Below are 25,181 nucleotides of genomic sequence, written 5' to 3'. Positions count from 1 at the left end.
CAGAAACCCGGTTTCTGGAAGAAACCGGGTTTCTCTGTCGGGAACGCTAGATATCCAAGTCGGTGAGGTTGAGTTTGGGCCCGTAGGTTTCGATGAACTCGCGGCGAGGGCCAACCCGGTCGCCCATCAGGATGGTAAAGATCCGGTCGGCTTCAGCCGCATCCTCAATTTCCACCCGCTTGAAGGTGCGGGTTTCCGGGTTCATGGTGGTTTCCCACAGCTGAGTTGGCATCATTTCCCCCAAACCTTTGAACCGCTGGATAGTGTAGTTGGCATTCGCCGGCAGCTGGCTGATATACTCTTGCAGTTCGCGATCGCTGTAGCAGTAGTGATGGCTGCGCCCCCGCTCGACTTTATAGAGGGGAGGGCAGGCAATATAGATGTAGCCCTGATCTACGAGCGAGCGCTGGTAGCGGTAGAAGAACGTCAGCAGCAGCGTGCGGATGTGGGCCCCATCAACATCAGCGTCAGTCATGATCACTATGCGGTGATATCGCAATTGAGAGGAGTCGAACTCTTCACCTTTAACGCCTAAACCCAGTGCTGTAATCAGCGCTTGAATTTCTGTGTTTTTGTAGATTTTGGCGTCATCGGTTTTCTCGATGTTCAGGATTTTACCGCGCAGGGGCAGGATGGCTTGGAAGCGGCGATCTCGTCCTTGCTTGGCGCTGTTATGGACGAACACGCCACTGGCCAGCGCAAAGTTATGGGTATTTGGAACTTCTATATCGTAAACATCGATCCGTTCCTCCAGGCGTTCGACAGACACAACGCGGTGGTTGTAGTTGCCAACGGCTTCACGGGCTCGCGATTCGTCCCCTTCAAAGTACCGCCGGCAAAAGGTATCAAAGCGCAAGATGGACTTGTCTTTTGTTGTGATGCGGTAGGCCCGATAGGCATCCAGGTCTAGTGTGCCTAGCTCAACTTCAATTTGCTTGAGAGCGGCAAGAGTTTTGCGATAGTAGGTTTGGTGCAGCGCCGCAGAGCGCTTGGCGCGGAATTCCGGCGTCCACTGTTCTTGAGTCTTTTCTCGCCGCCACTCTAACAAATTCTCATTTTGCCATTGCTCTTTGGCGCGGTGCGAAAGCGTCTCCCGCGCTTCAGGATGATTGGAAAAATGATTGCGAACACGCTCAGCCTGCGCTTGACAGTTCGCGGCGTCACTCCAATATTCTTGCTGCGCTCGGTTCAACTGTTCGCGATTGGACAGGCGATAGTTTTCATTGCTGTCATAAAATTCGCGCCACTTGCTAGCCATGTAGGCTTTGAAGGCGTCATCTTTCCAAAGCGCTTTAGAGTTTTCCGAGAGAAGCTGCCGCGTCTGTGGTTGCCGCATCCGTTCGCTCATCATGGCGCGAAATTCTGAGCGGCGGCGAAGTTGGCGGCATTTATCAATCACCTCTGGCCGGTGCAAGGTTTGTCCAGCATGGGCGCGATGCAGCGCCAAATGCTCGTCAGCAGGCAACCGCCGAAGATTCGCAGGGCTGTTATTGAGTTTGTTGAAATCAATATGGTGGCAGTGGTCGCCGTCTGCGAGTGTATAAACACCTTGCCAGCGGTTGTACCAGTCCGCTACAAGGTGGGTGAACAGCCAAGAATCTGAACGCGGGTTCCAAACCATCTCGTAACCGTCAATGGTTATCCCCGGTTCGCTCTTGTCAGACAGCTTCCGGTACAGCGGCATCAGCGAATCATCAGGGGTTAGCAATCCCGCTGGCTTATAACTGCCATCCCGCAACATGAAAAGGTGATCGGGCGTGCAGACAAGCGTTGAGCCGCTATCTAATGTCACCTTGATGACTTCAGCACTGGCCTTAGTCATCCGGGGATGGATGATGCGCTCTATACCAATGTTTCCGTCCTGGCGAATGGTGTAACAAAAATGCTCTTTGCCCTGCGCTTGTTCAGCTACAATTTCTTTAAAGCTGAGCGAGCGCCCGTCAGCCAAAGCAACAAGTGTGTCTCCGGAGAAACAGCCGGATGCGCTATCGCCTTCCACGATATAAATCTCGGATTCAGCCGGATCTCTTGAGCTGCAATCTGCTAATTTACCGGGCAAAGGTGAGGATTCCAGCACGGATTTGCGCCGCACTAATTCCCGGGCGTGACGCGCGGCTTCTGCGGCTTTGAATGCCTGGATGGCTTTTTCCAAAATGGCGTCCGCTATGTTGGGCCGGAATTCCAGATACTCGCTGAGCGCTTCGCCCACGAGGGAGTCCACAATTCCCCGCACTTCGGTGTTGCCGAGTTTGGTTTTGGTTTGCCCTTCAAATTCCGGGTCTGGCACTTTTACGGAAATCACGCCGGTCAAGCCTTCCCGGATGTTTTCACCGGCCAGGTTGGCTTCGTTGTCTTTGAGTTTGTTGCGCTTGCGGGCGGTGGCGTTCAGGGTGCGCGTCAGCACGGCTTTCAGCCCTTCCATGTGGGTGCCGCCGTCGATGGTGCGGATGTTGTTGGCAAAGCCGAGCAAGTTATCCGTATAGGCGTCAACGCACCACTGCAGCGCCACTTCTATCTGTATGCTGTTGCGCTCTCCCTGGATGTAGATGATTTCTTCGTGCAGGGGCTGCTTGTCGGCGTTCATGTAGGCGATGTACTCGCGGATGCCGCCTTGATAGCAGTAGGTTTCGACTCGCGGTTCGCTGCTTTTGAGCAGTTCGAGCCGGCTGTCGGTGAAGGTAATTTTCACACCGGCATTCAGGTAAGCCAGCTCCCGCAGGCGACCGGCCAGGGTGGTGTAGTCAAATTCTGTGCCGGTGGTGAATATCTGGGCGTCCGGTTGGAAGCTGACCGAGGTGCCGGTGCGGTTTTCTTTGCTAGACTTGGATTTTAGCTCGCTGACCGGCACGCCCCGCTCGTAGCGCTGGCTGTGGACTTTCTTGTCCCGCCAGACGGTGACTTCCACCCACTCCGACAGGGCGTTGACCACTGAAATCCCCACTCCGTGCAGCCCCCCGGACACTTTGTAGCCGCCACCGCCAAATTTCCCGCCGGCATGCAGGACGGTCATCACGGTTTCCAGTGCCGATTTGCCGGTTTTCGAGTGGGTGTCTGTGGGAATCCCCCGCCCGTCGTCGGTGACGCTCACTGAACCGTCCGCATTCAGCTCGACTTCGATGTGGGTGCAGTAGCCCGCCAGCGCCTCGTCGATCGAGTTGTCCACGACCTCGTACACTAGATGGTGCAGTCCTCGCGGGCCTGTTGTGCCAATGTACATCCCCGGTCGTTTGCGGACCGCTTCCAACCCTTCTAAAACCTGAATCTGATCGGCGCTATAACTGCCCGTCATACCAAAATAGCTCCTATAGCTGGATTTGAAGCCTTGAGGACTTCTCAATGAAAAATCACAATCCGAGTATAGCACAAAAGGGTTGCAGGCGAAAATAAACCTTTCTCCAGTAAATTTTTTATAGGGGATGCACCCAGCCACCTCTCACTCACCGGCACTGATTGCGATTTGCGGGGCCACGGCCACCGGCAAGTCGGGATTGGCGCTGGCCATCGCGGAGCGCTTGGCCACGGCTATCCTCAGCGCTGACTCCCGGCAAGTGTACTGCGAGTTTGACATTGGCACCGCTAAGCCCTCTGCCGCTGACCGGCAGCGCGCCCCCCACTATTTAATTGATATCTGCCATCCTGCGGACACCCTAACGGTTGCGGATTACCAGCAGCTGGCCCAAGTCGCGGTGGCCCAGTGCCATCAATCTGGCACTCCCAAGCCCCCCCTGTTAGTCGGGGGCACCGGCTTATATATTAAAGCAGTGGTGCGGGGCATGAAGATCCCCCGGGTGGCACCGCAGCCGGTGTTGCGAGCGCAACTGGCCTCCTTGGGCCAATCTCAATGTTACGCTATGCTGCAACAGGTCGATCCAGATGCCGGTGGCAAGATTCACCCGAATGACTCTGTGCGCACATTGCGGGCATTAGAAGTATTCTACGCTACCGGGCGTCCGATTTCGCAGCAGCAGGGAGAGCACCCACCGCACTATCCGATTTTGCAGATTGGCTTGGATTGTTCGCCGGCGGTTCTCGACAAGCGGATTGCGCGGCGCACCTCGGAAATGCTGGATGCCGGCTGGCTAGGTGAGGTGGGATATCTCTGCCAGAAATACGGGTCTTCTTTGCCTTTGCTGGACACCCTCGGATATCGGGAGATGCGCCAATATCTTGCCGGTGAGGTTTCCCTCGATGAAGCGAAAAAGCTCACCGTTCTGCACACCCGCCAGTTTGCAAAACGGCAGCGCACTTGGTTTAGAGCCTATCCTGACATTGAGTGGTTTGATGCCGAAATGCCGGATTTGTTGGAGCGGGTGTGGCAGCGCGTGCGGGAATTTCTAGAGAGCCGGTGCTGTCTTTTTGAGAAGCGGGAATAAACCCGGTTCGTTTGGTTTATAGCGGTTCGGTTTTGCTCTGGGGAAATTATTTTTTAAAGAAACCGCCAAGACGCCAAGATCGCCAAGAAAAGAAAGAGAGAGGATTTTACACTTTATTCCTCCCTATGTAAAGCGAAGGAATGGTTTGTTTCACACACCCCTGTTTGGGGTTTTGTTAATAAATGGGAATCAACTGTGGGGATTTGGAAAATAAGGCGAGAAGAGCGTTGCGAACCCCCACAGAAAACTGGTTTCTGCGATTGCAGTGTCTAATCGTCACAGCCGGCCCGCCACCGGCAGGCTCGGGCCCTCGGAGTGCCCCAGCAGGGGGTGAGGAACGCTCGAACGGCTGGACGCCGCAGCGAGTGCCGGCAGTCGGGAGGGGACGTTTCGCGACTTGCCAGCTGTGGGAGCTATATTGGAATCGGACAGGCACAGGGAAAGCGCCGGCAGCAGGGGAATGATCAGAAAAACACCTCCAAGGCGGGTGAAGTGGGGGCGAAAACACGAGAAATCTGCTTTTCGCACCACAAGACACCGCCACCGGGGGTTTGCTGAGCTGAGGGTGCGACATCTACCACTTCTCCCTTGCGGTGTGGCGCTGGAAACGAAATCCCCCCTCATCCCCATTCTCAGACAAGATGCACTATTGGCCCTTTTCAGCACCTCGCGCTCTGGGAACATCCCATCTCAGTCTCCGGGCGTCCCATTCCCGGGCGCAATCGGAGAATAGAAATGTTACAGCCAGTGTCTGAAGCGCACCAGGAAGGAGCGACTCCATGAAACTTCGTAACAAGACACTGTTTATCGTTGGCGCAGCGCTCGTCACCCTAAATGTGGTTGTGTCCGCCACAGCCTCGAGTATCTTGCTGAGGGACTTCCGAAAATTAGAGGAGCAGAGTGTCCGCAAGGATATGGCACGCGCCCTCGACTCCCTCAGGGATGACCTCTCCAATTTGGACACTATCGCTCAAGAGCAAGCCAAGTGGCTCAACTCCTACGCTTCGCTCGACAGCGCGGGGTCTGACTATATTAAGTCAAATTTCGGCGACGCCACCTTCGCTCAATTGAGACTTAACCTGGTGCTGCTGATTGACAATGCCGGTCAGACAGTCTTCAGTAAAAGCTTCGATTGGGCGCAGCGAACCGAAACCGCCATTCCCGACCGCTTGCAGCAATACCTGGGATCTGGCAGCCCTCTGGTGGCTCACGCCAACCCAGAGAGTAGCGTATCGGGAATTATTCTACTGCCTGAAGGCCCGATGCTGGCTGTCTCGCGGCCCGTACTCACCAGTCAGGGCACCGGCCCGATTCGGGGGACGATGATTGTGGGGCGCTATCTGGACGCTGACGAAATTGAGCGCTTGAAGCAATTGACCGATTTGTCTGTCTCCCTCTACCCCCTGGGAGCCGGCCCGCAAAGCCCCAAACTGCAAGCGGTGCTGGATGCCTTTGGCGCTGCCGGGCAACCTGTCGCGCCTCCCCAGTCGCAGCACCGGCTCTCTCACCCCAATCCAGGGCTGTCTGCTGGGGGTACTGTCATCCAGCCTTTACTCAGGGAGCCCAACTCAGCCGGTGGGGAGGAGCGAATCGCCGGCTACGCACTGCTGAGAGATATCTACGGCTTGCCGGCGCTGCTGTTGCGAGTGGACTTGCCGAGGGTTATCTACCAGCAAGGTAAAGCCAGCCTGCGCTATTTTACCCTGTCACTGCTGTCTGTGGGTCTGGCGTTTAGCGCTATCACCCTGCTGCTGGTGGAAAAATTGGTGCTCTCCAGGCTAACTCGCCTGAGTGCCAGTGTGGGCAGCATTGCCGACCGCCTGGATCTCTCGCTGCGGGTGTCGCTCGCCGGCAAGGATGAACTCTCCAGTCTGGCGGACACGATTAACGCTATGCTGGAAGCTCTGGAAAAATCCCAGCAAGAGCGCCAAGCTAGCGAACAGCGCTACCGGCTGATGGCGGAGAACTCTACGGATATGATTGCCCGACAGAGCCCGGATGGGATTTTTCTGTACGTCTCGCCGGCCTGTCGGGCGCTGCTGGGATATGAGCCAGAAGAACTTACCGGATGTTTCTGCTGCAAGCTGTTCCACCCGCAAGATTTGGCAGAGCTGAAAAAAACCCGCGCCGCCCTGATCGACGCGCCGGCAACTTACACCATCAGCTATCGCATCCGCCGCAAAGATGGCGAGTACATTTGGTTTGAAACCACCAGCCGCACTGTCCGCGACCCGATTTCAAAGAAAGTCCAAGAAGTGGTAACGGTTTCCCGCGACATCACCCACCGCGTCCTTGCCGAGAACGAACTGCGAGACAGTGAGGCTTCAATTCGGGGGCTGTATAAAATTACTTCCGCCGGCAAACTCAGTTTTGAAAAGCGCCTCCAAGGTCTTCTGGCAATGGGACGCCGCCGCTTCGGTTTGAAATACGGTATTTTGTCTCGCATCGAGGGCGATTCCTATCAGGTGATAGCCGCTCAATCCCCACACCACGCGATTAAAAAAGGGGAGGTGTTTGACTTGCGCCAAATGTACTGCCGGGAGACGGTGCGGCGCAGGGAGCCTCTTTATTTTGAGTCGCTGATGGTGTCGAGCTGCCCCCGCCTTCCTGCAGGATCGCCGTTTCCCCAACAGGCTTATATTGGCACGCCGGTGGTCGCCAGCGATAAAGTTTACGGCACCCTCAGCTTTTGGAGCCCGACTCCGCTCCACCGGCCTTTCCGAGCGGTGGACAACGAGCTGTTAAAGCTGATGGCTCAGTGGATTGGGCGGGAGCTGGAGCGCCAGCAAGATGCGGAAGCTTTGGCGAGCGCCCGCGACGGGGCGCTGGAAGCGACGCGGGCGAAAAGTGAGTTCCTGGCCACCATGAGCCACGAGATCAGGACGCCGATGAATGCGGTGATTGGCATGACCGGCTTGCTGCTGGACACCGGCTTGACGCAGCAGCAGCGAGACTTTGTAGAAACGGTGCGCAGCAGCGGGGACGCCCTGCTGGCTATTATTAATGATATCCTGGACTTCTCTAAAATTGAGTCGGGCAAGCTGGATCTGGAGGAGCAACCGTTCAACCTGCGCTCTTGCGTTGAGGAATCTCTGGATCTGGTCGCTTCTAAGGCGGCGGAAAAAGGTCTGGAAATTGCTTACTTGATTGACCGGCAAACCCCGGCTGAGATTGTGGGCGATGTCACCAGGTTGCGCCAAATCTTGGTGAATTTGCTCAGCAATGCGGTGAAATTCACGCTGGAGGGTGAGGTGGTGGTGTCGGTGACGGCACGCCAGCTCGGAGAGGGGACTCGGACTGGGGGTGGTTTGATGGAAAGTGGGGCAGGAAATCTTGACCCCGCGCTCAACACCCCACGCCCTGTTTGGGAAATCCAATTCGCGGTCAGAGATACCGGCATTGGGATTCCTTCTGAGCGCATGGACCGCCTGTTCAAGTCGTTCAGCCAGATTGATTCTTCTACCACTCGCCAGTATGGGGGCACGGGGCTGGGTTTGGCGATTAGCCAGCGCTTGAGCGAAATGATGGGGGGGCGGATGTGGGTGGAAAGCCGGGACCGGCTGGGTGGCAATCCTCCTCAGGAGTTTAGATTTTCGATGTTAGATTTCGGATTGGGCGAGGCGGTTGAGGGAACCGCAACTGCTGCATCTCCGGATGAGTTTAATAATCTAACATCTCCAATTCAAAACTCACACTCCCCTGGCTCTACTTTTTACTTTACGGTGCTGGCTTTTGCGGTTAATCATTCATCCCCGATCGATCGAGCCGGCTCTCACCCCATGCTCGCCGGCAAGCGCCTGCTGATTGTGGGTGACAGGGGTGCCACCGGCCAGGTTTTGACTCTGCAAGCCCAGTCTTGGGGGATGTTGACAAAAGTGGCAAAATATGGTAAGGAAGCGTTAAAGTGGCTGGAAGCTGGGGAGGGGTTTGATTTGGCAATTGTGGACAGGCACCTGCCGGACTGGGATGGTGTGGCTCTGGCGGGGAAAATTCACGCTTTGCCCTCGGGTGGGCGGCTGCCGGTGGTGATGCTGACTTCGATTGGCACCCAAGAAGCTCGGGAGACGGCTGCCGGTGGGGAGTTGGCGGGGGTGCTCAGCAAGCCGGTGAAGCAGTCCCACTTCTACAATGTGCTGGTTGACATATTTGGCGGGCAGCGTCAGGAAAGATACCCGTCGCTCCAGATGGGGAAGCTGGATGGGACTATGGGGGAACTGTTGCCCCTGCGGATTCTGCTAGCGGAAGACCATCCGGTTAACCAAAAGGTGGCTCTGCTGACTTTGCAGCGCATGGGGTATCGAGCGGATGTGGCGGGTAATGGGTTGGAGGTGCTTGACGCTTTGCATAGGCAGCCCTATGATGTGGTTCTAATGGACGTGCAGATGCCAGAAATGGATGGCTTGGCAGCGGCGAGCCAGATTTGCCAGGAGTGGCCGGCGGACAAGCGTCCTAGGATTGTAGCGATGACGGCAAATGCTATGCAGGGCGATCGCGAAGAGTGCATCAGGGCGGGGATGGATGACTACATCAGCAAACCCATACGGGTGGATGAGCTGGTTCGAGCTCTAGGCGAGTGCAAGCCGGTTGCGAGAGGTTCAGATTCGGTTTCCCGCGACGGGGCGGTTTACCTGGAGAATGGCAGTGCCGGCGCATTGGGCCCACCGGCTGTGGCAGAAAAGTCTAGCTTGCCGGCAGGAGGCGAGGCGGAGTCAGGACCGGCAGAACCGGCAGAGCTGCCGGTGCTTGACGCCAAAATGCTGCAATCTTTGCGTGAAATAGACGCGCTCGCTGAGGTGATCGATCTCTATTTGGAAAATTTTCCCCACCTGCTGCAATCTATTAATGCGGCTGTCAGCAGTGAGGATGCTGTGGCGCTGCGCTCGGCGGCGCACTCGATGAAGTCAACTAGCGGCACTCTGGGCGCTTCTGGGATGTTTGAGCTGTGCAAGCAGCTGGAAGCTATGGGGCGTGCCGGCACCACTGCAGAAGCGCCGGCGCTGGTTTCCCAGATTGAGGGGGAGTTTGAGCGGGTAAGGGCGGCTTTGGAAATTGAGCGCCAGCTGTGTGAGGGGTGAGGGGTTTGGGCAATCGGGGCATTGGGGCAGTGGGCGATGGGGCATTGGGCGATGGGGCATCATGCCCCATTCCCAGCGCCGTTTAAAATTTGTTCAAATCAATGCCGGCTTCTTTGGCCATTGCCTGCAAGCCTTTTTGTTCTAGGGTTTTGATGGCTTTGGTGGAAAGGCGCAATCTCACCCAGCGCTTGCCTTGTGGCCACCAAACCCGCTTCCACTGCAGGTTGGCTTCTTGCAGCTTGTGGGTGCGCCGGTGGGAGTGGGAAACGGCAAAGCCGTTGTTGGCTTTTTTGCCGGTGAGCTGACAGATGCGGGACATGGCAATCTCCTGGTTGTCTTGCGCGTGTGCGATTTACCATTGTAGCTAATCTGCCGGGCGTTGCGCGTGGGGGGTGGCGTAAATGCCGAAAGCGCCGGATGAAGAACCCCACCCCCCAACCCCCCTCCCCGCACACGGGGAGGGGGAGCTGGAGGGGATTATTCCTTCGTTCCGGGGCGGGTATTGAAGGGAGTTTACCTCGTTCCGGGGCGGGCAAGGTGCCACCGGCACTACTGCCTGGGAACAAGCTTCTGGAATCTCTAACTTGAAAAGGTTTGTAGTTGGGCTTTAGCCCTACCGACACGCCCCGACTCGGGGACAATTTTCATTATGTTTGTAGTTGGGCTTCAGCCCAAAGAAAGTAGTTGGGCAAAAATAATGGATAGGCCACCAGCGTTTGGCGTTTGAGGCTAGTGTTACAACTTGAATGAGATGGACATCAATGATATTGTAGAAGCAATTCAAGCCAACCGGGTGCGAATTACAGAGCATGCCGATGAGGAGGCAGCGGACGACCGGCTGACCTTCGATGAAATCTACTTTTCAGTTTTTCTGGGCGAGATTGTTGAGAGCTACCCTAAGGAAAAGCCGTATCCCCGATGCTTGATATACGGGCAAACCTTCAGTGGGGAGCCGGTTCATAGCGTTTGGGCATACAATAAAGAAAATCAGTGGGCGGTGCTAATCACAGTGTATCGTCCTGACCCCAACAGGTGGATTAATTGGCGAGAGAGGAGGAGACAGTGAGTGTGATGCCATTTGAGAAGTGCCCGGTTTGCAGCGGCGAGTTAGTTGAGAAAGAAGTAACTAAACTCTTGCGGGGGGGAATTCACACGGCTTCGCTGAGAGTTAGGGCTGAAGTCTGCCTCAATTGTGGGGAGCGCTTGTACTCTCAAGATACAGTTAGGCGATTTGCTGAAATCAGATCCAAGCTGGAGCGTGGGGAAACGGCTGAGTTTCAACCCTTGGGACAATCGTTTGAGGTGGTGGGATAGGTAGGGGCGCTCTCCGCCAGTTCCACCGGCTCCCGTGCCGGTGGGGGGGTGGTTGGTTCCTGTGTGACTTTTTTGCGGACGCCTTTGCTGCGCCAAGGGAGCTCGACTGATGGAGTTCGGAGCTCGGATGATGGAGTTCGGAGCTCGGATGATGGAGTTCGGAGCTCGGATGATGGAGTTCAGAGCTCGGATGATGGAGTTCGGAGCTCGAACGATGGAGCTCGGAGCTCGGATGATGGAGTTCGGAGCTCGACTGATGGAGCTCGGAGCTCGGATGATGGAGTTCGGAACTCGAACGATGGAGTTCGGAGCTCGAACGATGGAGTTCGGAGCTCGACTTGTAGAGATGCGACTGGGGGTTTCCCCGTTTTTGGGACCGGCGAGACGCCTGTCTTACGGGCGTGCCGGTGTCCACCGGCATGTTTTGGGAGCCGGTGTGGGCCTTTCGGCGGAAGGTTCAATGCCCAATGCCCAATGCCCCATGCCCCATGCCCCATGCCCCATGCTCAATGCCCCATGCCCCATGCCCAATAGTTAACTAAAACTCAACCAGCCTAAAACGGTTTCAACTGTTAATTGTAACTCGATTCCATTTAGGATGGGAAGGGGGGTCGCACCTTGGTATAATTCTACTCTTTGCCCTGGGAATACTGCCAGAATGCTTTCTTCTTCTGGGTCGATGAACCACCCTAACTCAGTGCCATGCCGCGAACAGTGCAGTAATTTACCCAGGACTTTGGTTTGGTTCTGTTCGGGAGAAAGAATTTCAATCGCCCAGTCTGGATGAATTTCAAAGCGGTTGGCGATTCTCCCCGATGGCTGGAGGGGAATTCTTTCCCACCGGAATACGGCTATATCTGGGACGATTGACTCGCCGCCGAAAGTGCAGCTTAACTCTGGAAAGGCATAAGCAATCTTTGCGGGTTCGGCTATTTGGTTAATGGCAGCGCAAAGTTTACCTTGCAATCTGCTATGCTGACCTTGTGGCATGGGCTTCTGAATGATTTGTCCATCGATAAATTCCGAGGCGGGCTTGGTTTCTGGAAGTTTTAGGAACTCCTCTAAGGTGGGGGTGGGTTGAATGACTGCTGTCATAGGTCAGTTCTATTGGGAGGGAGCTGATAGTATAATTGTAGGCGATGGCTCTGGGAATTGACTTTTGTTGGTTGGGATTGTTTTTCCGACAGTGATATGCCGGCGGTTGCGCCGGCACTTGAGGCGTGTGTGCCGGTGGCGCATTGGGGGGATGAACGCCTTTCTTTTCGCCCCCTCCCCGCTAGCAGGGAGGGGGTTGGGGGGTGGGGTTCTTTGGGGCAAAGAGTTTTAATTATGATGGCACAACACCGGCAGCCGGTTGAATCGTCATGGGTTGCCGGTGATTAATGCTGTTGAGGGAAATTTTTGCAAGGGTGCGCTCTCGCCCCTAATTAAATTTAGGATTGGGGATAGCGAGTTAGGATTGAGGGGCGGTAGCGCTTCCAGATTCTCACCTTTTATGTTCTGGTGCCGGTAATGGATTCTCAGGGATAGGTGTTTTTGGCCCAAAGGCTATACGTGACAGTCCAGCCAGAACAAGAACCACAGCGATGAAGGCTGCAATCCAAGCAAGCCAGACGGTCTGCTTCTGCGGAACTGTTGGGGAAGATGTCATCGCACCTACAGGGTGAGATATCCTCTGAACTGGAGGGGGAGATGTCATCGCACCTACAGGGGGAGATATCCTCTGAACTGGAGGCGGAGATGTCAAGCGTTCCAAATCCTGTAGAACCTCTGTAGCTGACTGGTATCTTTCCCTGGGGTGGTTACGCACCATTTTGTCAATAATGTCCGCTAGCGGAGGGCTGACCTGCGCCCTGTCGCGCCAGATAACTTCGCCAGTTTGCGGGTCTTCCGGCAATTGGCGTGGGGAATGGCCAGTTAAGGCTTGGATGGCGGTTTGGCCCAACGCATAGATATCACTGTTAGGGAACGGACGGCCTGCAGCTTGTTCGGGTGGCATGTAGCCGGGAGTGCCAATAATAATAGAGGACTCCGCGCTTATTCCCTGGCTGCTGATTTCTTTAACTGCTCCAAAGTCAATCAAGACTAATTTGCCGTCCCTGGCGCGTCTGATTAAGTTAGAGGGCTTAATATCGCGGTGAATCATATCTTGCTGGTAGACAAACTCTAATATCTTGAGGACATCCTGCAAAATGGCAATGACTGCAGGCTCACTCAACGGCTTGCCTGGTATGAGTTCTTGGATCAGGTCATTACCGTCAATAAACTCCTGAACTAAATATAATTTTTGATTTTCCTCAAAGTGAGCGAGCAGTCGCGGAATCTGGTCGTGGGTCCCTAGCTTATACAGAATTTCGGCTTCTGTATTGAATAACCGCTTTGCTATCGCTAAGACCGACGGATCTGAACTAGCGGGCTTGAGTTGCTTGACAACGCACGGAGGCTGGCCAGGTAGCTGCATATCTTCAGCAAGATAGGTCCGGCCAAACGCCCCGCTTCCCAACACTCGGATAATGCGGTAGCGACCGCCAAGGATTTGGCCCACACCGGCACTCCCGCTTGCCAAGGTGTTGGCCACTTTCATGGGAGCAACCGGCTGAGATTGTTTGCCAACTCCCGCTGGGGGCTGCTGTGGCTGGCTCTGGTTGACGTTGCCAACCCCCGTTGACGGCTGCTGTTGAAGCAAAGTGGAACCCTGACCCATTGATGACGACTGTTGCTGAGCTGACAAAGTGAACCCACATTGAGAGCAAAACATCTCCTGAGATAGACATTGGGCACCGCAATTGGGACAGTAAATGTACACCGGCACTGTGACCACTGTTGGTAGAGGCTGTTGCTGAGCTGGGAATGGCTTGCCAGCCACAGTTGGCAGCCACAGGATAGAACCTTGGTTGCCGATTTCCGATTCTTCCCCGGCTTGAGCCGCCTGATTGGACGGCTTCTGAATTTCGATACCGCCAAGCCCTCGCCAAGTCAGAGGTGGTTCGGCGGGGTTCTGGAAAAGCACCGGCAGCCAAGTTGCGCTGGGAAAACGACTTTCCAGATGCCTCATCTTTTCCCGCGCTCTCCGCACTGCAATATGTAAAGGCTTTCCAGCCGCGAATGCCTCTAGACAACGCTGCAAAAACTTCTGAGCCACCTTATCCGGCACAGACTCTCGCATGACGATAATATTTGGGATGTGTAGCTTCGCCAGCTGCCGCGCTATTCCCAGCCCATCGCAGGAATTGAAAATTGCTAGCAGCAAACCCCGCTCTACCGCTTCTGTCAACTCATACTCTAAATCCTCAATCGTTATGCTCTGGCTTGCATTCAGTTCAATCTGGCCATTTTCCCTATCTTCTTCACTGCAGCTGTGACCGGCAAAAAAGAATATCTGTGGGCTTAGCTCCTCTAGCTGTTCGCATAACGTCTCTAAGTCCGGCTGGTCTAAACGGATGAGTTCAGCGTTGCTTTCCTCTGCTAAATGATTTTTTAGCGCTTGCCAGTCTTTTTCTGTGTCAATGCCGGTGTTATTTCCAAAAACTGCTAATACTTTTACTTTCTCTCTGGGAGTTGCTGGTGGCTGCTTCTCCACCGGCAGGTATAAACCCGTCTCAGCCTTAATGTAGTAGGGCTGCTTAAAAATATGCCAGCTATGCCAAGGCAACTGTTGCAGCTCAAGGTTTTCAGTTTGAAAGATGAACCGAATTTCCTCCGATTTGTCCGTCAAGTGGCATAACAGTTGCTTTGTGATCTCGAACATCAGCTGAGAGTTAAGCCATTGATCGACGCTGGCGCTTAACTGCTTGCTGGCTCTTCTGACTTCAGCGATATCAGCCTCACAAGGTCCTCCTACACTGATTCGGGCAGAAGACCGTATGCTGTCCACCAGAGCAACATAGGGTTGCTGCCATTTAGCATAGTGTTCTCGTATTTCTGGACGCGGGGGCAGCTTGCCCCTGGCATGGCCAAGCCAGCGACGTTCTCCTTCTGTCTCAATCCGGAGGGTGACGGTAAAACCGCCCTCGAAATCTCCATCGACTACATTGAGAATCACCAACTTGCCCATTGCTGCCCCTTGCTAACCACATTTAGACAATCATATCACAAAATTCCGTGTCGCACTAGCACCCCCCTGCTCAATTCTGACACTAAACTGTTCTCCTGGTTTGCCATAAATAGGAAATAGAATCCAGTTACTGGCCTTTCCCGCTTGGGTTTCCCGGAAAATTGTTCCTGATATTGTATCAAAGATAGCAATTTTCAGGCCGGCTGGCAGGGTATCGCTGGTGGTGGGATGGACTTGCAGGCGGATGTCCCTTTCCGCGCCAGCTTTTGGCCTGACAGCAACCACCAAGGCCAGATGGGCACCCGTCGGTGGGATTCCCAAGGTAAGGCGCTCTGCCCGTATAATGGGATCGGGATCAGGAATGGTATCGGGATCAGGAGCGCTTCTGGCAGCTAAAACCAGTTCAGCTCTTTCTGCACCCAAAACTTCTTGTACGGTTTGCCACGTTTCATCAATGACATTCTGCAGCCACCGGCTCAAATCCACCGGCACAGGTGCCGGCACAGGAGCCGGCTCACTCCCCACCTCGACTTCCTCCTGTAGCGCAACAGCCGGATTAGCCGCCAATTGCTCCAGACATTCTATCAGAGAATCAAAAGACTCCAGCCGTGCCAGCGGGATAGTCTCTGGCGGATTATCAGCACCGGCAAGCGGGGCGAAACCCAGCAGCTTCACCCTATCCAATTGCTCCTCAAACCCAACCGCCACATAGCCAAGCCGGTCTTCCCTAACCTCCACCGGCAGAGAAATAACCGTTTCCCCCGGCAAAACAGGACGGCACTCCAATTTGCCCAGATTGGGGAGAACCAAATCAGCCACATCATGGAACCGGCGCACAACCGGATTCCAGCAATCACCCTGACTGATATCCGTTTCAAACTCCATCCATTGCAAATAACTGCTGACAGCGCAGACAGCTAAAGTATTCAGGTAAACCAGTTTAGCCTTCTCAGGCGTAGCTTGTTCAGCAGCAAACTTTTTCGCATAGGAATGCGCCTCATCACTAAGACGAAGCGGGATAAAGAAAGAAGTTTCTGTCACACTCATAATTCTCACTCCGGTTGATATCCAAGCTCCTCGGCAATTCTTTGTAACAGCGGGAGACATCTCCTCTGCCAGTGTGTTACATTTCCATAAGGAACGTCCAGCTCTTTGGCGATCTCTTTCCATCCATCAGGTGGGTCTTTCAGCAGACGCCTTTTGGCCAGTTCCTGACAGTTGAACTGCGGGCGCGGGCGCGGATGACAGTTTCGCAGCCTTCCTTCCGGGTCTGTCTCAATATAAACCCGCAGCTTTCCATCGACCAGCTGAACTTCTTCCTTTCGCTCTGCTTCGATAATGCTGTCAAGTCCACTGAGAGTGGGAGCCGACAGGTTGTCCGCAAAAGTAGCGCCACCCTCCTCTCGATTAATGGGGGCATCTAAACTTATATAATCTCCCAACTCGCGATACAAATCGGCGACTTTATTATTGAGAATGCGATTGAACCGCTTCACAAAGGCTTCTCGGACAGCTTGCGCATCCGCCGTTTCTATGTCCAGGTTAACTCCCTGCAAAAACCTTCCGAGATTTTGGCAGACACCCTCATAAGCTCGGAACAGGGCTTCCTGGTAATCGATGCGGGGGTATTGGCGTTTCGAGACACTGGGCAAATGGGGAATCAGCTTCACCAGACTCCCCACAGCACGGTCGCGCTCTCGACTGCCGGTCGGGTAATGCAGCACGTCCTTAATAAGCTGGCGAAGCTGTTCATCTTGATTGTCCACAGGCATATTGAGCAGAGAAAAGGGAATGTTCCTATTATGCAGCAGGAAACATCCCTCAATCCTGCACTCGCTCCGATTCTTTGTCATGCAAGCAGCACACTCACCCGCAACGCCCCTACCGCCCGCACCGGCAGAGCGCTGGGAAAAATCACAGTCCATAGCGGTTTCACCTTTATCTCTGACCTTTCATTAGGGCTATCGCCTCAGCGCCCGACCTTTATGCAGCGGCGAGCCGGTAAGTTACAAAATTTAACAACAAGCTTGGGACAGGCAAGGACCCGTAGAGCCGGTGTTCCCTCCGACGCCCACGGACATTGGGACAGGTTAGGTTAGGACGCGGGACAGGCGTCTCGCCTGTCCCAGAGACTTTGAGGGCAGGCGAGACGCCTGCCCTACGCCTATACTTGGTAGGACAGGTGTTCCCTCCGACCCCTACGGACATTGGCCCTCAAAAACCAAAAGAGACGCGACATCTCGCGTCTCCACCAACAACTAGCCCGCGCAGGCGGGCTTTGTCTGTATAGCGGCAGGTTTCAACCTGCCGGCTCAAACCTGCCGGCTCCCACCGGCTACAGTCGCGTCTCCACCAACAACTAGCCCGCGTAGGCGGGCTTTGTCTGTATAGCGGCAGGTTTCAACCTGCCGGCTAATGCTCCAGAAACCAAGAAAACTCAGAAACCGGGTTTCTGAACAAAGTCTTCGCTAGAAATGCAAAGGTGATCGCAGAAACCCGGTTTCTCGCCGAAACCCGGTTTCTCGCCTTCATCACCCACCGGCAGCCCGCTGAGTCAGCTGAGTCAGCACCTTATTCGAGCGCTCAACAAACGCCTTCATCCCCTCAGCATCAAACCCCTTCTGAGCCATCAGCGCCAAATCATAAACATGGTGACAAATCAAATCCGCCAGCTCAGCAGAAGGCGACTTACCCTCCTGAATAATCGCACCGGCACTAATATTCACCAAATTCTGAATCATCGGGTGCGCCGTATTCACCACCAAAATGTGCTCATCCGGGAATTGCGCCAACTCCTGCTGCTGCAGCAGCGCATTCATATCCCGCAACCGGCGCAGAAACTCAGGCAAAAGCACCATTGCCGGCGGCGTACCCGCTGGATCGTCCGACTTCAGCGCCTCCGTGCGCACCGTCAGCTTCGGCTTATTCAGCGCCTTCTCAAACAGCTCCTTAATCAGCTCACTGCGCGTCTTATTCGTCTTCGGATCGACAATCTCCGCCTCCTTATTCTTCTCAATCAGCTTCTCATCCAACTCCGAATCCACCCGCGAGAACTTCACATCCTTATATTCCCGCTCCAAGAAGCTGATAAAGTGCGGGTCAATAAACGAATCCATAAACAGCACTTCCAACCCCTGACTCTTGTGCAGGTCAATATAAGTCGCCTGCGACACCTCATCAGTGCAGTAGAACACCCGATTCTCGTGGCGCTCCTTATTGCGCTCCAAATATTCCTTCAGCGTCGTATAAGATGGCCCACCGGCATCCCCGCTAGGAGTCACCTCTTTCCACACATCACCCTCCTCCGACTGCACCTGAACCGCCGGCGTATCAGCCTTAGCATTCAGCTCAGCCGTCGTGCGGTAGATAATAATATCCTCCACCTGCTTCTTGAACTTCTCATCATTCAGCGATCCGAACTTGACGAAAGTTCCCAAATCCTTCCAAATGCTGATATAATAGTTGCGGTCTTCCCGATACAGCTCCTTCAGCCGGTCGCCCACCTTCTTGGCAATAAAGTCCGCAATCTTCCGCACCGTGCGATCCATCTGCAGCGCACTGCGCGACACATTCAGCGGAATATCCGGACTGTCAATCACCCCCCGCATCGGGAGCAAGAACTTAGGAACAATCTCCTCACAGTGCTCACTGACAAACACCTGATTGCAGAATAGCTTAATCTGCCCCTTCGTCACATCCACATCCGGGCGCAGCTTCGGGAAATACATAATCCCATTCACCAAAAACGGATAGTCCGTATTCAAATGCACCCACAGCAGAGGCTCATCTTGGAACGGGTAGAGATAGCGATAGAACTCCAAATACTCCTCTTTAGTCAAACTGCTGGGAGACTGACGCCAGATAGCCTTTTGCCGGTTAATCTGCTCCCCATCCAGCTTAATCGCCACCGGCATAAAATCGCAATAGGTATTCACCAGCTGGCGGATGCGAGACGGTTCCAGATATTCCGCCTCTTCCTCTTGCAAAAACAGCGTCACCGTAGTCCCGCGACTCGTGCGAGGCGAATCCTCCAGCGTAAACACCGGCGAACCGTCACAAGACCAGTGTACCGCTTGCGCCCCCTCCTTATAAGAAAGCGTGTCAATCTCCACCTTTGTCGCCACCATAAAGGAAGAGTAGAAACCCAACCCGAAGTGACCGATAATTTGCTGGTCGTCCGCCGCCTTGTATTTCTCGATAAACTCCTCAGCACTGGAGAAAGCAACTTGGTTGATGTATTTCTTCACCTCCTCACCAGTCATCCCAATGCCATTGTCCGACACCGAAAGCGTCTTCTTCTCCTTATCAACGCTGATGACAATTTCCGGCTCCCCGGTTTCCCCGCTGAACTCGCCCGCCAGAGACACCATTTTCATCTTCTGGATAGCGTCAACAGCATTAGACACCAATTCCCGCAAGAAGATTTCGTGATCCGAGTAGAGCGACTTCTTGATAATCGGGAAAATATTCTCGGTATGAATAGTGATCGTGCCCTGTTCCAGTACGGTCATAGTTATATTCCTGATTGCCGGTTAAGAAATGATAGCTGTTTGGACTTGAGAGTATGATATCATGTCCGCTCGCATCTGTTTTGTATAGAAAGGCTTGTAGGGGCGGGTTCACTAGCAATGTATCGGGAAAGTCCAGAATATTTCTAAACCCGCCCCCACACAGGGAAGGATATGAACGAGCCCGCTCCCATCTGCCATACCACAACAGTGCCACCGGACATGATATTACCCTCAACATCGATTATTATTGATTTTCTGCCATCCCGCCAAATTCGAGGTAAGGAATTGCCCACCGCCGGTGATTCGGATATCCCTACATCCCAAAAAACCAGTAGGGTGCGTTCCCTCTTGGGGGAACGCAGAAACCCGGTTTCTTTGAGAAACCGGGTTTCTCAGTCCCTCACAAAGGATGAGAAACGCTATATTTGAGTGCCTAGCGAACTTCCTCACTCCTGACTTCCACCACCTGCGAAGAAGCCGGCACCCCCGCAACACCAACCGGCGCAACCGTCTCAGAAACCGGCAACAGCTTATTCCGGAAACTCAGCCCCTTCTCCGCCCGGTCGATCGCAACTTTATCCCCAGCAACGAACGTTTGTTCCAGCAGCATCGTCGCCAGCGGATTTTCAATTTCCCGCTGAATCGCCCGCTTCAGGGGGCGCGCCCCATAGACGGGATCGTACCCCACCTCAGCGATATAGTCAAGAGCCGCCGGCATCAATTCGAGGGAAATTTTCTGATCCGCCAGCAACTTCTCAATGCGCTGGATTTGAATCCCCACAATTTGCCGCAACTCCAACCGGCTCAGCGGGTGGAACAAAATAATATCATCGACCCGGTTGAGAAACTCCGGGCGGAAATGCGATCGCAGCGCACCCATCACCCGCTTGCGCATCTCCTCATACTGCGAGTCATCCCCCGCCACATCCAAAATGTGATCGCTGCCGATATTGCTCGTCATCACAATCACCGCATTGCGGAAATCCACCATCCTCCCCTGGGAGTCAGTAATCCGCCCGTCGTCGAGCACCTGCAGCAAAATATTAAACACATCCGGGTGCGCCTTTTCCACCTCATCCAGCAGCAGCACCGAATAGGGGTGCCGGCGAATCGCCTCCGAAAGTTGCCCCCCCTCCTCATAGCCCACATATCCCGGCGGCGCACCCACCAGTCGCGACACAGAGTGTTTCTCCATATACTCCGACATGTCAATGCGCACCAGAGCGTCATCGCTGTCAAACAAGCACTGCGCCAGAGCACGCGCCAGCTCAGTTTTCCCCACCCCCGTCGGACCCATAAACAGGAACGAGCCGATCGGACGCCCCGGATCTTTCATCCCCGCGCGAGCGCGGCGAATCGCCGCCGCCACCGCAGTCACCGCTTCCTGCTGCCCAATCACGCGCCGGTGCAGCTGTTGCTCCAACTGCAGCAATTTTTGGCGTTCCGATTCCAGCAGCCGGTTCACCGGTATCCCCGTCCACTTCGCCACAATTTCCGCAATATCCGCTTCCGTAACCTGCTCGCGCAGCAGCGCCGAACCCTGGGATTGCAGCTTCAGCAACTCAGCTTCCTTCGCTTCCCGATCGCGCTGCACCCCTTCCAGACGCCCATACTTCAACTTCGCCGCCGTATTCAAATCGTAATTGCGCTCCGCCCGCTCAATTTGCACCCGCAAACTGTCTTCTTCTTCCTTAAGCACATTAATCGCTTGCAGCAACTGCTTCTCATCTTGCCACTGCCCGCTCAGCCCCTGCTGGCGCACCCGCAAACTGGCAATTTCCACCTCAATCCGCTCCAAACGCTCCAGGGAAGCCCGATTGACACCAACAGCCGGACGCTGGTTTTCCGCCTCCAGAGAAAGCTTTTCCATTTCCAACTGCATCAACCGCCGGTCAACCGCTTCCAGCTCAGCCGGCTTAGAAGTTATCTCCATCTTCAGCTTCGCCGCCGCCTCATCCACCAAGTCAATCGCCTTATCTGGCAAAAACCGGTCTGAGATGTACCGGCTCGATAGCGTCGCCGCCGCCACCAGCGCCGAGTCGAGAATCTTCACCCCGTGGTGCACTTCATAGCGCTCCTTCAGCCCCCGCAGGATAGAAATCGTATCGTCCACGCTAGGCTGATCGACAAACACTTGCTGGAACCGGCGCTCCAGAGCCGCATCTTTTTCGATATGCTTGCGGTACTCGTCGATAGTCGTCGCCCCGATGCAGCGCAGCTCCCCTCTCGCCAGCATCGGTTTCAGCAAATTCCCCGCATCCATAGAACCTTGCGTGCTCGCGCCGGTGCCCACAACCGTGTGCAGCTCGTCAATAAACAGGACAATCTGCCCCTCCGAGCCGGTCACTTCCCGCAGCACCGAGCGCAAGCGCTCCTCAAACTCCCCCCGGTACTTCGCACCGGCAATCAAACTCCCCATATCCAGAGCGATCAGCCGGCGATTTTTCAGAGATTCCGGCACATCCCCATTCACAATCCGCTGAGCCAGCGCCTCTGCGATCGCCGTCTTCCCCACCCCCGGCTCTCCAATCAGCACCGGATTGTTCTTCATGCGGCGCGACAGCACCTGGATAACCCGGCGGATTTCCTCATCCCGACCGATAACCGGATCTATTTTACCAGCTTTTGCCTGTTCTGTCAAGTCCCGCCCGTATTTTTCCAGAGCTTCGTACTGGTTTTCCGGGTTTTGGTCTTGGACTTTCGCGCTCCCCCGGACAGCTTTAACAGCCGCTTCCATCTGCTGCCGGTCGCAATTGAAGGGTTTGAGGAGCCGGCGGCCAACTCGGTCATCTTCTGCTAAACTCAGCAGCAGGTGTTCGATGGCGATATACTGGTCTTGCAGAGCTTGTCTGGACTCTTCCGACTTGTCGAGCAGGATATCCAAGCCGCGCCCCAGGTAGAGCTGATCCACGCGCGCCACTTTAGGCTGGCGCTGGGTGAACGCTTTTAACTGCTGCGCCAGCTGCTCCCCACTCACGCCGGCGCGACCCAAAATCCGCAGCGCCAGCCCTTCCGGCTGTTCCAGCAGCGCGAGCGCCACATGCTCCACTTCCAGCTGCTGGTTTTGGAAGCGGCGGGCGACATCTTGCGACTTAACGATAGCGTCCCAGGCTTTTTCGGTAAATTTGGTAGAGTCGGTTGGCTGCATCTATTGGCGAGGGCTTTCAGCTGTGAGATTTCCGTTTCGATCTTAGCTCTCAGCGGCATAAGGAGTGCGAGCCGGCACACAAGTTGTGGGGCGTGGGCCAGCCTGCCCGGTGCCCGATGCCCCATGCCCCATGCCCGATGCCCCATGCCCCATGCCCCATGCCCCATGCCCCATGCCCCATACCCAGTCTTCCTAAAACGAAAACACACTGCGCACTGCAAAGTGCCAAGCTGTCCCATTCTTGCTGTCATTATCAGCATTCGTCACCGCAATCACTGACGGAGTAATGCTCAAATTGTCGCTCACTAAAAAACTGTAGAACGCCTCAAAATTGGTTTGCGTCGCATCCCCCACATCTCCCGTAACAAACGGCTGGCCCACAGCCACACCGGCAAGCGTTCCCGGAACAGTCCAGTTCCGCAGCGTCACCCCCACCGCCCAAGTCCACGGATGCGCGTCCAACTCTCTGCCCAAAACAGTGCTGAACCCATCGTAGCTGCCAAACCCGAAGCGACCAAAAAAGCCGATCGTGCGACTTTTCGCCCACTCGGCATTAATGCCAACCGCACTAATATTGCTATCATTAATAATAGCCTTAGTGTATTGCAGCCGCAGCGCCCAGCTGGGGTCAGGCGAGAATTTAAACTCCAAGCTGCCCTGATTGCGGTCGCGAAAGAAGCCGCCACTCACCGAATCTTCCGCATCCGCCGCAATATACAGGGCGCTCAGGCTCACCGGCGCGCCCTTAATATCCCAATTCACCGCCACACCGGCACCGCCAAACCGGTCAATCTGATTCTGCACAATTAGCGGATTGTTTACAAAAAAGCTAGAATTGAAATCCACGGCTTCGTCACTGGCAAATCGGTTGCGGTCGATAAAATCTCTGGGAGACATTTTCGCCCCAACAGTCACCGCCAAGCCAGACAGGGGGCGAAATGTATATTGCAGCTTGCTCAACCGCACCGTCTCACCCACTTCCGCATAATCCAGCCCACCGGCACCGGCAAGTTTTCCGGCGCTTCCCAGCAAATTCTCCCCCTCATTTTGGGCGCGGCTCACGGGATCGTAACCCCCATTTCCCATTTCCAGCTGAGTCACCAGCAACTGGTCAGACTGCCAGCTCGTGAGCAGGTTCAGCCGCTGGCGAGCCACAATTGGAGCTGCGGTGCCGGTGGAGGGAGTTAAAATCAGCTGACCGGTCATTTTAGTGGTAGCAGAAAACCGATTCTCTTCCAGTTTAGTCGCCGCAACCTCAATGCTGTCGAGCCGGTTGCGCAGATCCTCTAAAGCTTTGGAAAAGTCTCTTTCCAGTCGCCGCAGCGTCGCGATGTCTTCGGCGAATCTCTCTCGATCGCCGGCCATCAGGGGCGGGATTTTCTCGATCGCTTCCGCCAAAACAGCGGCAAATTCGTATCGCGTCAGCGGTTGGTTGCCGCGAAAGGTCCCGTCGGGATAGCCGGGCCGCAAGCCGTAGCGCTCTACTAAGGATTTTAGCGCTTGGTACGCCCAGTCTGCCGGCTGCACGTCGGACAGCTCATCGACAGAAGTTATCTGAGCCATCGCCGAGTCTGGCTCAGCCGTTTCGAGAGGGTCTGCCGGAGCCGGGATTGGGGGATTTGGGGATTTTTCTGCGGGATCTGGGTTCGCAATTTCAGACTGCTGTTCTGGCAGGGAAGGGGGAGATATCTGTCCTGCGCCGGCAATCGGGGGGTGATTGTTTATTCGCCACAGTTTCTTTTGCCAGTGCTCGGATCGGTCAAGTGTGCCGGCGGGGCTGAAACCAGCCGCCGGCTCTGCCAGTGCCGGCACAGCCTGGGTTAAAATGCCGGCGGCGCTCCACCCCAGTGCAAGCCCAGCCGCTCGCCTCACCTTTTCGTTCAGTCCCGTTGCCAAGATTCTTTTGTGGGAAAGCTGGTTTTGGCTTTTAGCTATCCTTATGTATTGTTCTTACCACGTTTGTGTCTCTTGCGTCAATCCCCCAAACCGGGCACCGCTCGCACAGCAGGGAGAGCGCTTTCCCCGCTTTCTTTGTGGGAAGCGGGGAAGGTAAAGAAGGCGGCATCAGGTGGCCATTGCCGGTGCCGCTTCCTGCTGGTCTGCCGGTGAGATCAGGGTGCTCTGCTGGATCAGCTCGACTCTGTACCCGTCCGGATCTTCGACGAAGGCAATAATGGTGGTGCCGTGCTTCATTGGGCCAGGCTCCCGCGTCACCTTGCCGCCGCGAGTTTTGATTTCCTCGCAGGTGGCGTAGATATCTTCTACGCCAATGGCAATGTGGCCGTAGGCGTCGCCTAAATTGTACTTCTCGACGCCCCAGTTGTAGGTCAGCTCTAAGACGGTGTGGTCAGCTTCATCGCCGTAGCCCACAAATGCCAGGGTGAATTGACCGCCCGGATAGTCTTTCTGGCGCAGCAGCTTCATCCCCAGGATGCCGCAGTAGAAGTCCAACGACTTTTCTAAGTTGCCAACTCGCAACATCGTGTGCAGCAGACGCATAGACAGCTCCTGATTGCTTTACTTTTCTTCATTGTGGCTCGCATTTTGAAAGAATCAGCAAAGGGGGAGTGAACCGCCCCCGTGAAGGGACTCCAAGAACGGAGAAAAAAGAGGACGCTGCACGAGGAGGGGGTTGGGGTGCCGGGTTCCCCCAGATTGGTGCAGCCCCTATGCCCTATGCCCCATGCCCCATGCCCTATGCCCTAT

The 25,181-nt window shown here is 55.0% G+C and carries 17 protein-coding genes; 7 read left to right on the top strand and 10 right to left on the bottom strand.

Annotated features, from left to right (window positions below):
- Window positions 1-46: 46 nt before the first annotated feature.
- A complete protein-coding gene (gene gyrB / locus OSC10802_RS0102190; protein WP_017715151.1) occupies window positions 47-3,289 on the bottom strand; it encodes a DNA topoisomerase (ATP-hydrolyzing) subunit B in 3,243 nt (1,080 codons plus the stop codon).
- A 127-nt stretch (window positions 3,290-3,416) separates the two neighbouring features.
- Between gyrB and miaA the strand changes: the two genes are divergently transcribed.
- From miaA to OSC10802_RS0102175, 3 genes are all read left to right on the top strand, one after another.
- On the top strand, window positions 3,417-4,373 hold the full coding sequence (gene miaA, locus OSC10802_RS0102185; protein ID WP_017715150.1) for a tRNA (adenosine(37)-N6)-dimethylallyltransferase MiaA: 957 nt from the start codon (window positions 3,417-3,419) through the stop codon (window positions 4,371-4,373).
- Between the two features lie 182 nt (window positions 4,374-4,555).
- Window positions 4,556-4,837, top strand: a complete 282-nt coding sequence (locus OSC10802_RS48615) for a hypothetical protein (protein ID WP_155967319.1) — start codon at window positions 4,556-4,558, stop codon at window positions 4,835-4,837.
- A 315-nt stretch (window positions 4,838-5,152) separates the two neighbouring features.
- The gene (locus OSC10802_RS0102175) at window positions 5,153-9,448 is read left to right on the top strand and encodes a response regulator (protein WP_017715148.1); all 4,296 of its coding nucleotides are present in this window, start codon (window positions 5,153-5,155) and stop codon (window positions 9,446-9,448) included.
- An 82-nt stretch (window positions 9,449-9,530) separates the two neighbouring features.
- Here the strand turns inward: OSC10802_RS0102175 and rpmB are convergent, their stop codons facing one another.
- The gene (gene rpmB / locus OSC10802_RS0102170; protein WP_017715147.1) at window positions 9,531-9,767 is read right to left on the bottom strand and encodes a 50S ribosomal protein L28; all 237 of its coding nucleotides are present in this window, start codon (window positions 9,765-9,767) and stop codon (window positions 9,531-9,533) included.
- 432 nt (window positions 9,768-10,199) lie between these two features.
- On the opposite strand from rpmB, the gene OSC10802_RS0102165 reads away from it, so the two are divergent.
- The 3 genes from OSC10802_RS0102165 (at window position 10,200) to OSC10802_RS53950 (ending at window position 11,300) form a co-directional block, all read left to right on the top strand.
- Window positions 10,200-10,514: a DUF4258 domain-containing protein gene (locus tag OSC10802_RS0102165; RefSeq protein WP_017715146.1), complete on the top strand. Its 315-nt coding sequence runs from the start codon at window positions 10,200-10,202 to the stop codon at window positions 10,512-10,514.
- 5 nt (window positions 10,515-10,519) lie between these two features.
- Window positions 10,520-10,762, top strand: coding sequence for a YgiT-type zinc finger protein (locus tag OSC10802_RS0102160; protein WP_232731796.1), 243 nt, complete (start codon window positions 10,520-10,522; stop codon window positions 10,760-10,762).
- 109 nt (window positions 10,763-10,871) lie between these two features.
- Window positions 10,872-11,300, top strand: a complete 429-nt coding sequence (locus OSC10802_RS53950; protein WP_017715144.1) for a hypothetical protein — start codon at window positions 10,872-10,874, stop codon at window positions 11,298-11,300.
- Here the strand turns inward: OSC10802_RS53950 and OSC10802_RS0102150 are convergent.
- Entirely contained in the window at window positions 11,297-11,857 is a 561-nt protein-coding gene (locus OSC10802_RS0102150; RefSeq protein ID WP_017715143.1) for a Uma2 family endonuclease, read from the bottom strand. The genes OSC10802_RS53950 and OSC10802_RS0102150 overlap by 4 nt on opposite strands.
- A gap of 57 nt (window positions 11,858-11,914) precedes the next feature.
- On the opposite strand from OSC10802_RS0102150, the gene OSC10802_RS48605 reads away from it, so the two are divergent.
- The gene (locus OSC10802_RS48605; RefSeq protein ID WP_155967317.1) at window positions 11,915-12,145 is read left to right on the top strand and encodes a hypothetical protein; all 231 of its coding nucleotides are present in this window, start codon (window positions 11,915-11,917) and stop codon (window positions 12,143-12,145) included.
- Window positions 12,146-12,248: 103 nt separating this feature from the next.
- Here the strand turns inward: OSC10802_RS48605 and OSC10802_RS43840 are convergent, their stop codons facing one another.
- From OSC10802_RS43840 to gloA, 7 genes are all read right to left on the bottom strand, one after another.
- Window positions 12,249-14,816 (bottom strand): protein kinase domain-containing protein, encoded by a 2,568-nt coding sequence (locus OSC10802_RS43840; protein ID WP_017715142.1) that lies wholly within the window; start codon window positions 14,814-14,816, stop codon window positions 12,249-12,251.
- A 30-nt stretch (window positions 14,817-14,846) separates the two neighbouring features.
- Window positions 14,847-15,863: a DUF1822 family protein gene (locus OSC10802_RS0102140; protein ID WP_017715141.1), complete on the bottom strand. Its 1,017-nt coding sequence runs from the start codon at window positions 15,861-15,863 to the stop codon at window positions 14,847-14,849.
- Between the two features lie 5 nt (window positions 15,864-15,868).
- Window positions 15,869-16,741: a hypothetical protein gene (locus tag OSC10802_RS48600; protein WP_017715140.1), complete on the bottom strand. Its 873-nt coding sequence runs from the start codon at window positions 16,739-16,741 to the stop codon at window positions 15,869-15,871.
- A 606-nt stretch (window positions 16,742-17,347) separates the two neighbouring features.
- Window positions 17,348-19,327, bottom strand: a complete 1,980-nt coding sequence (gene htpG / locus OSC10802_RS0102130; RefSeq protein WP_017715139.1) for a molecular chaperone HtpG — start codon at window positions 19,325-19,327, stop codon at window positions 17,348-17,350.
- A gap of 433 nt (window positions 19,328-19,760) precedes the next feature.
- Complete coding sequence (gene clpB, locus OSC10802_RS0102125) at window positions 19,761-22,475, bottom strand: ATP-dependent chaperone ClpB (protein WP_017715138.1); 2,715 nt, start codon at window positions 22,473-22,475, stop codon at window positions 19,761-19,763.
- Window positions 22,476-22,667: 192 nt separating this feature from the next.
- A complete protein-coding gene (locus tag OSC10802_RS0102120) occupies window positions 22,668-24,371 on the bottom strand; it encodes an iron uptake porin (protein WP_017715137.1) in 1,704 nt (567 codons plus the stop codon).
- 168 nt (window positions 24,372-24,539) lie between these two features.
- Window positions 24,540-24,974, bottom strand: a complete 435-nt coding sequence (gloA, locus tag OSC10802_RS0102115) for a lactoylglutathione lyase (protein WP_017715136.1) — start codon at window positions 24,972-24,974, stop codon at window positions 24,540-24,542.
- Between the last annotated feature and the right edge of the window lie 207 nt (window positions 24,975-25,181).

Source organism: Kamptonema formosum PCC 10802, from assembly GCF_000332335.1.
Taxonomy (GTDB): Bacteria; Cyanobacteriota; Cyanobacteriia; order Cyanobacteriales; family Oscillatoriaceae; genus Oscillatoria.
Note: the sequence above shows the minus strand (reverse complement) of the source record. Positions and strands in the feature narration are given on the sequence as shown.